This is a genomic window from Bradyrhizobium sp. Kon56 (assembly GCF_055807635.1).
This window is the reverse complement of sequence record NZ_JBVVOU010000403.1, coordinates 1-275: the sequence shown is the minus strand read 5'-3', so window position 1 is coordinate 275 and position 275 is coordinate 1. Positions and strand designations below refer to the sequence as shown.

Below are 275 nucleotides of genomic sequence, written 5' to 3'. Positions count from 1 at the left end.
CCTTCGAACTGCTCAGCCACGAACTTCCAGTTAACCAGGTTCCAGAACGCTTCTACATACTTGGGACGTACGTTGCGGTAGTCGATGTAGTAGGCGTGTTCCCAGACGTCGCAGGTCAGCAGCGGGGTGTCGCCGTTGGTCAGCGGGTTGCCTGCGCCGATGGTGCTGGCCAGGGCCAGGGAACCGTCAGCCTTTTTCACCAGCCAGCCCCAACCGGAACCGAAGGTGCCGATGGACGTCTTGCTGAACTCTTCCTTGAACTTGTCGAACGAACC

At 58.9% G+C, this 275-nt stretch carries 1 protein-coding gene; it reads right to left on the bottom strand.

The window, feature by feature from the left end; translation table 11 throughout:
• The coding region (locus AC0L3B_RS39465; protein ID WP_473383218.1) for a superoxide dismutase at nt 1-275 on the bottom strand (275 nt) is incomplete at both ends.